We start from the raw sequence: 6,075 nt of genomic DNA on the forward strand, positions 1-6,075 counted from the left end.
GGCGCGCGCGACAAGAACGCGGCGGCGTCCGCAACTGTGCTAAGATCCGCGCCCGGAGACTGGCCGCATGAAATACCCCGTTCCAGGCGAAACCCTCGACCTCATCGTTGTCGGGTCGGGCCCTGCCGGACTGGTGACGCTGTACGAGGCGAAACGGCACGGCCTGCGTGCCGTGGCCATCGACAAAGGGCCCGTCTGCGCGGCGCTGCTGCAGCATCCGACCTATATGCGCTGGTTTTCCACCGTGGACAAGCTGGAACTGGCCGGTTTCCCGCTGCTTGCCGAAGACAAGAGCCCGACCCGCCGCGAATACCTGAAGTATTGCGTCGCGTTTGTGCGCTATTTCGGCCTGGAGGTGGTCGCCTACCAGAAAGTCGTAAACCTCGTCCCGCTGGACGGCTTGTTCCGCGTTGAGACTCAGGACATGCACGGCCGCCCCCATACTTGGCGCTCCCGGTACGCCGTTGTCGCCACGGGCTTCTACGACAACCCGCGGCCGCTCGGCGTTGCCGGCGAGGACCTTCCGAAGGTCAGTCACCGCTTTAGCGAGGCTCACTGCTACGCGGACCAGGATGTGCTGGTCGTGGGCGGGGGTTCGTCCGCCGCGGAGGCGGCGCTGGAACTCTGCCGCTACGGCGCACGGGTCACGGTGGCCATGCGCGGCGCGCGTTTCGAGACAAAATACTGGATCGAGCCGGACATCGAAAACCGGATCGCGGAGGGGGCCATTGCCTGCCACCGCAATACGGAAGTAACGGCCATCCGCGCCAGCGAGGTGGTCTTGCGCGACGCGGCGGGCCGTGAAATCGTCCTGCCCAATGATTTCGTGCTCGCCATGACCGGCTACGAGCCGGACACGAGCCTGCTCGAACGTGCCGGGGCCGTTGTAGACCCGGAGACGAAGAAGCCCGCGCTGACGCAGACGCTTGAATCCACCGTGCCCGGCCTGTACGTTGCCGGGACGCTCTGCGCGGGGTGCGAATCGAACGTCGTCTTCGTCGAGAACAGCCGGGAGCACGGGCGGCTGATCGTTGAAGGCGTCCTGCGTCGGTGCGGGCCTGGCGCGCTGTCCGCACCATGAGTCCGGGGACCTGAAACGGCATGCTGTGGCACGTCATAGAAGGCGAGGAAGGTTGCGAATTCGCCGTGCGCAACGGTTGTGTAGCGGTGGTCGTGGACGCATTGCGCGCGAGCGCGACCGCCACCATGATGGGCCATCACGATGTCCTCGAGATCATCTCCGTGCTCGAAGTCGAGGATGCACGCCGCGCGAAGGCCGCGGCCTACCCCGACGCGCTGCTTGCGGGCGAACGGCGCACCGTGCCGCCGGAAGGCTTTGATTTCGGCAACAGCCCGCTGCGCATCGAGAGGGTCCGCGAGCGCCGGGTTGTTTTCACGACAACGACCGGCACGGGCCGCCTGCTCGCCAGCTGGGGCTGCCCGGCGCTGTATATGGGCACGACGATCAACGCGACCGCCGTGGGCCGCGCCGCGGCGCGTCACGGCGCGGATATCGTGCTCATTCCCGCGGGCCGCATGGGCAACCCCTACTTTAACGCGCAGGAAGACCTGGCGGGCGCGGTGACGATTGCCATGAAACGCGGCGGCGGCGAGTTGGGCGAGGGCCGCGCCTTATGCCGGTATTGGAAGGAACGCATCCAAGACGAGGGCCTGCACTCGCTGTTCGAGGGCGCGGCCCACGCGGATCTGCTCCGCCGTTCGGGCCAGGCGGGCGACATCGAGTTCTGCGCGCGCGTGGACGTTACCGGCGCCGTCGTGCGGGGCGTCGCGCGCAACGAATGGGGCGTGGTCCTGCGGCCCGATAACCATTGCGCCACCGCATAGGGAGTGTACGCTTATGTTTCTCTTCGATATGCCGCTGGACCAGTTGAAGACCTGTCTCCTGCCGCAATCGCGCGAACCGGATTTCGACGCGTTCTGGGACCGGATGCGCGCGCGCGGCCAGGCGCAGCCGCTCAATCCCGGCGGCGAGGCAGTAGCGTATTCCGTGCCTGACGTGTACGTGGAGAAGATCTCCTTCGATGCGTTCGACGGCGGCCGCATTGTCGGCTGGCTGCTTACGCCGCGCGAACGGCGGCCCCGGCCGACGCTGCTCTTCTTCCACGGCTACAGCGGCAACAAGGTCAGAGCGGCGAACTATCTCCTGTGGGCACTGCAGGGGTTCACCTGCATCGCCATCGACGTCCGCGGCCAATCGGGCGAGAGCACCGACACGGCGTACTATCCCGAGGGCCGCACCAGCGGGTGGATGACCAGCGGCTTGCTCGATCCCGAGCGGCACTATTTTGCCCGGGCCTACATCGACGCGGTGCGCACGATCGATTTCGCATGCACGCGCGGCGAGGTGCAGCCTGGTTGCATAGGCGCGACCGGCTGCAGCCAGGGCGGCGGGCTCTCGCTCGCGGCGGCATGCCTCGACAGCCGGGTCAAGCTGTGCATGGCCGAAGTGCCTGCGTTCTGCCATTTCCGCAGGACCTTCGAGGTCACGAATGAATCGCCCTGGACCGAAATGATCCAGTATTTCAAGATCTATCCCGAGCGCATCGAGAGGGCGTTCCGGACATTGAGTTATGTCGAACTCAACAACATGACCGAACGGATTCAGTGTCCCACGCTCATTACCGTTGGACTCCAGGACATGATCTGCGTGCCCTCCAGCATTTTCAGCGCCTACAACCGAATCCGGGTCGCGGAGAAGCAACTCGATATCTTCCCCTTCAACGCGCACGAGGCCCAGCTCAACATTGAGACCATGATTGTGTGGGCGCGCGAGCGGCTGATGTAAGATAAGGGGCGCAAAGGAGCGAAACGGCCTTAAGGAGAGAATGCCCCGAGAGGATTTCGCTTGCTTTCTTGACGGGCACCGGCAGGAACGCCTCTTCTCACGGCCCCTTTGTTCCTTGAGGGGCGTTGTAAGCTTGCCCGCCCCTCCGGCCTTAGAACAGCCCGAACTTCGAGAGTGGCCAGAACCGCAGGAATGCCGTGCCGATGATCTGAGTCTCGTCGACGGGGCCGAAGCTCCTGCTGTCCTTGCTGAGGCTTCGGTGGTCACCCAGCACGTAGTATTCGCCCGCCTCGAGGGTCTCCTCATCCACGTCCGGGGATTCCCGTTCTTCGGGCACGAGATAATCCTGGTCTATGCGGCGATGGTTGACGTAGATATCGCCCAGGTCGAATTCCACCAGCACACCCTCGCCGGGCGCGTTGGCGCTGACGGTATTCGCGCCGCGCTTGGGGCCCGCCGCGATTACGCGCTTGATGTACCGTTTTCGCGCACCGTCGCGGCTCTCAAATACGACAATGTCCCCCGATTCGACCGGTTGATAGCCGCGAAAGAGGGGGATGTGGCTCAGTTTCAGGGGCAGCTTGAGCACGAGGATGCGTTCGCCATCCTCGAGGGTGGGGAACATCGAAGGGCCCTGGACTTCGTAACCTTCAATGACGAAGGTCTTTAGCAACAGGAAAAGGACCAGGAACAGCGCGATCATCTTGACCAGCTCGATGATCTCGCGCTTCACTTCCTGGTTCGGATGTTGCGCGGAAGGGTCTGTGGTCTGGGCGCCCGTTGTGCTCACGCGCCAACCTTTCGTTGCATGACCGGAATCCCGGGCCGGAACCGGCCTTCCCGAACTGCCTCACAGAAGTCTGCCATATCCTGAATTGTGCCGTCAAATTCGGTGCAGTAGGCGCCCACATCATAGAGGCGATGCGCGTCGCTGCTCGCGGTAGGCCGGAGCCCCAGCGTATCCGCAAGCCCCCGCGCCATTTCCTGTTCGCGGCCAGACAGGTTCACGCTCGCGACTTCTATGCCGTCCAGCGCCATGTGCGCGATACGCTCGTCGTAGCCGAGGCCCGCGCGCGTGGGGTGCGCCGCGACACAGACCCCGCCTAACGCATGGATACGGTCGACAACGCGTTCCGGGTCCTCACCCAACTCGAATTGCCGGGCGTGCTCCGGTTTCAGCCCGTAGACCAGCATGTCGCCGCGAGCCGACGTGTATTCGAACCCGGCCAGCAACAGGAAGCCCGGCGCGCCGGACACGCGCAGAAGCCCCTCCAGCTCTTCCCCGGACCATTGGTAGTGATGGTCGGTGATGACCATGCCGTGCAGGCCGGCCTGGATCGCCTTCCGGATGAGTTCGAACTCGTCTATATAGCTGCACGGCGAATGCCGCTGCGTGTGCAGGTGTATGTCCAACAACATGCTCATACTCAAGACTTCCCTGTCTCATGAAGATAACGCTCCGGCGCAGTTCAACCTTCCCCCATTTCGCCGAGGAACGCATCCGCCGCACCCTCCACGACCAGCATCAGTTTCTGCCCCTCCGTGGTGACTTTCAGGTCGGTCACGTTGAAGCTGTCCGGCAATATGCGGATGGACTCGATGCTTTCGCGCGGAAACATCATGGCGCTCGGTTTCTTGTCGATTTCGACGCCCTGCGGCTGTTGCCGCGAGAGCATGATGCCCCGGGCCTCCATCACGAGCCAGTGGTCGTTGACGGCCGTCACCTTCCCCACGAAATTCCAGGGCTTCTGGCCCTGATGCCCCTTTCTCAGTTTGAGACGGATGATTTTGTCCTTGATCATGCTGCGCATCTCCCTCGTATGAAGTGCCTGCGTGCAGGCTGCCGCTCGTTTGTGAAGCGGCAACCCCTTGTTGGGACTATACCACAGGATGGGGGGCGAGGGCGTGCAGAGATGGAACACTTGGCGGCCAGGGGCCGTTTGAGCTAAGATTAAGGTGAAAACATATGGTCATCATCGGCGCCAGGCGCGCCAACCGGGAGATGGGCTAATGAGTGATGAGAGCAAATACCGGAAGTATGCCGAGAAGGTGAAGATTTTCAACGGGCTTTCGCCGGAGGAGGTCGAATTCATCCTGCATTGTGGCCAGGTGCTGCAATTCCACGAGAACCAGACCATCTTCCATGAAGGCATGCTGGGCACGAATGTGTTCATTGTGCTGAGCGGCGAAGTCGGCATTTACAGCAAGAGCCAGATGATAGCGAAGTGCGAGGTGGGCGACGCGTTTGGTGAAATGGCGGTGTTGAATCACAAACCGCGCAGCGCGAGCGCGACCGCCATTACAGCCGCGAAAGTCTTTACTCTCGACGAGCGGACCATCAACAAGATTCTTGAGAAGCACGTCGCGGTACGCCTGCTGCTCAACGTGGTCCACATTGTGAGCGAACGGCTCGAGAAAGCGAACACGGATAACGTTGAACTGCGCAAGGCGCTGCGCCGGGCCGGCGTGTCCGAGGCCCCGGCCGGCGCGTGAGGCGCGCGCCACGGCCCATTAATCAGCGGCGCGCGCGGCCGTGAACGTGCCCTCGGAGGCGTAGTCCACCTGTTCGTGTCCCTCGACCGTCGTTGTGATGCTGAACGTCAGCGCGAAATCGCCCGCATAGCTGTCCATCCGCCCGTCCGCGTCCGTGTCCTCGCCCGTGCCGTCGAACTGCAGGTCGATGCTGAACGGAAAGTCCAGCAGGGACGTGTCGACGCCGAGCTTCATGCGCCCTGACCCGTCGTCATCCAGACTGCCGAAGACCGGCAGCTTCAGTTCCGGCAGTTCGTCCCGAATCTGCTCGAGCAGGGCATTGTCCAGCAGGCAGCCATACGAAAACTCGGCCGTGCCGATGACCTGATGATTGAAGGGATAAATGAAGGCGGCCTTGTGCGTCAGCGACAGCGTAAAAGGACACGACGCCTTTGTTTCCGCGCTTACCCATGTGCCCATATGCGAGCCCGAGGCGTCGAACGGCGGCTGCGGCAATTCGTCGCATCCGGGAGCCAGCAGCAGCACAACGGCAAGGGTCAGGCCGGGGGCAAGAGAACGTATTGCGTTTGGCATCGCGAGGTTCTCCAATTCTGTTCCACATCAAATACTACACATGAGCGGCGAATTGTTACACGGCGGGACAAAACAGCAGGGGCGGCCAATCTGCGCCAGACCGGCCGCCCTGCCCGTTATTTTTACGCCGCGGAATGCCGGTTACAGCAGGTCCTGGAACGGCTCCGACTGCATCCAGCCCATGGTCCGGTTCACGGGCCAGA

Annotated in this window: 8 protein-coding genes; 4 read left to right on the forward strand and 4 right to left on the reverse strand. The window is 62.9% G+C overall.

The features are described 5' to 3' along the window. The first annotated feature begins 67 nt into the window (after positions 1–67). The 3 genes from KA184_11900 to KA184_11910 are packed head-to-tail and all read left to right on the forward strand — an operon-like array spanning position 68 to position 2,806. Complete coding sequence (locus KA184_11900) at positions 68–1,081, forward strand: NAD(P)-binding domain-containing protein (GenBank protein ID MBP8130271.1); 1,014 nt, start codon at positions 68–70, stop codon at positions 1,079–1,081. A 20-nt stretch (positions 1,082–1,101) separates the two neighbouring features. Continuing rightward, a complete protein-coding gene (locus KA184_11905) occupies positions 1,102–1,845 on the forward strand; it encodes a 2-phosphosulfolactate phosphatase (protein MBP8130272.1) in 744 nt (247 codons plus the stop codon). A 13-nt stretch (positions 1,846–1,858) separates the two neighbouring features. Next, on the forward strand, positions 1,859–2,806 hold the full coding sequence (locus KA184_11910; GenBank protein MBP8130273.1) for an acetylxylan esterase: 948 nt from the start codon (positions 1,859–1,861) through the stop codon (positions 2,804–2,806). Positions 2,807–2,957: 151 nt separating this feature from the next. Here KA184_11910 and lepB read toward each other — a convergent pair whose 3' ends face one another. From lepB to KA184_11925, 3 genes are read right to left on the reverse strand one after another with little or no spacing between them, the layout of a single operon-like run. Beyond that, entirely contained in the window at positions 2,958–3,596 is a 639-nt protein-coding gene (lepB, locus tag KA184_11915) for a signal peptidase I (GenBank protein ID MBP8130274.1), read from the reverse strand. Then, on the reverse strand, positions 3,593–4,231 hold the full coding sequence (locus KA184_11920) for a PHP domain-containing protein (GenBank protein MBP8130275.1): 639 nt from the start codon (positions 4,229–4,231) through the stop codon (positions 3,593–3,595). The genes lepB and KA184_11920 overlap by 4 nt, the downstream gene beginning before the upstream one ends. A 44-nt stretch (positions 4,232–4,275) precedes the next feature. Continuing rightward, positions 4,276–4,608: a hypothetical protein gene (locus tag KA184_11925; protein MBP8130276.1), complete on the reverse strand. Its 333-nt coding sequence runs from the start codon at positions 4,606–4,608 to the stop codon at positions 4,276–4,278. Positions 4,609–4,816: 208 nt separating this feature from the next. Between KA184_11925 and KA184_11930 the strand changes: the two genes are divergently transcribed. Then, positions 4,817–5,299 (forward strand): cyclic nucleotide-binding domain-containing protein, encoded by a 483-nt coding sequence (locus KA184_11930; GenBank protein ID MBP8130277.1) that lies wholly within the window; start codon positions 4,817–4,819, stop codon positions 5,297–5,299. Positions 5,300–5,317: 18 nt separating this feature from the next. Here KA184_11930 and KA184_11935 read toward each other — a convergent pair whose 3' ends face one another. Next, a complete protein-coding gene (locus KA184_11935) occupies positions 5,318–5,872 on the reverse strand; it encodes a hypothetical protein (protein ID MBP8130278.1) in 555 nt (184 codons plus the stop codon). Positions 5,873–6,075: the final 203 nt, after the last annotated feature.

This window comes from Candidatus Hydrogenedentota bacterium, from assembly GCA_018005585.1.
Taxonomy (GTDB): domain Bacteria; phylum Hydrogenedentota; class Hydrogenedentia; order Hydrogenedentales; family JAGMZX01; genus JAGMZX01.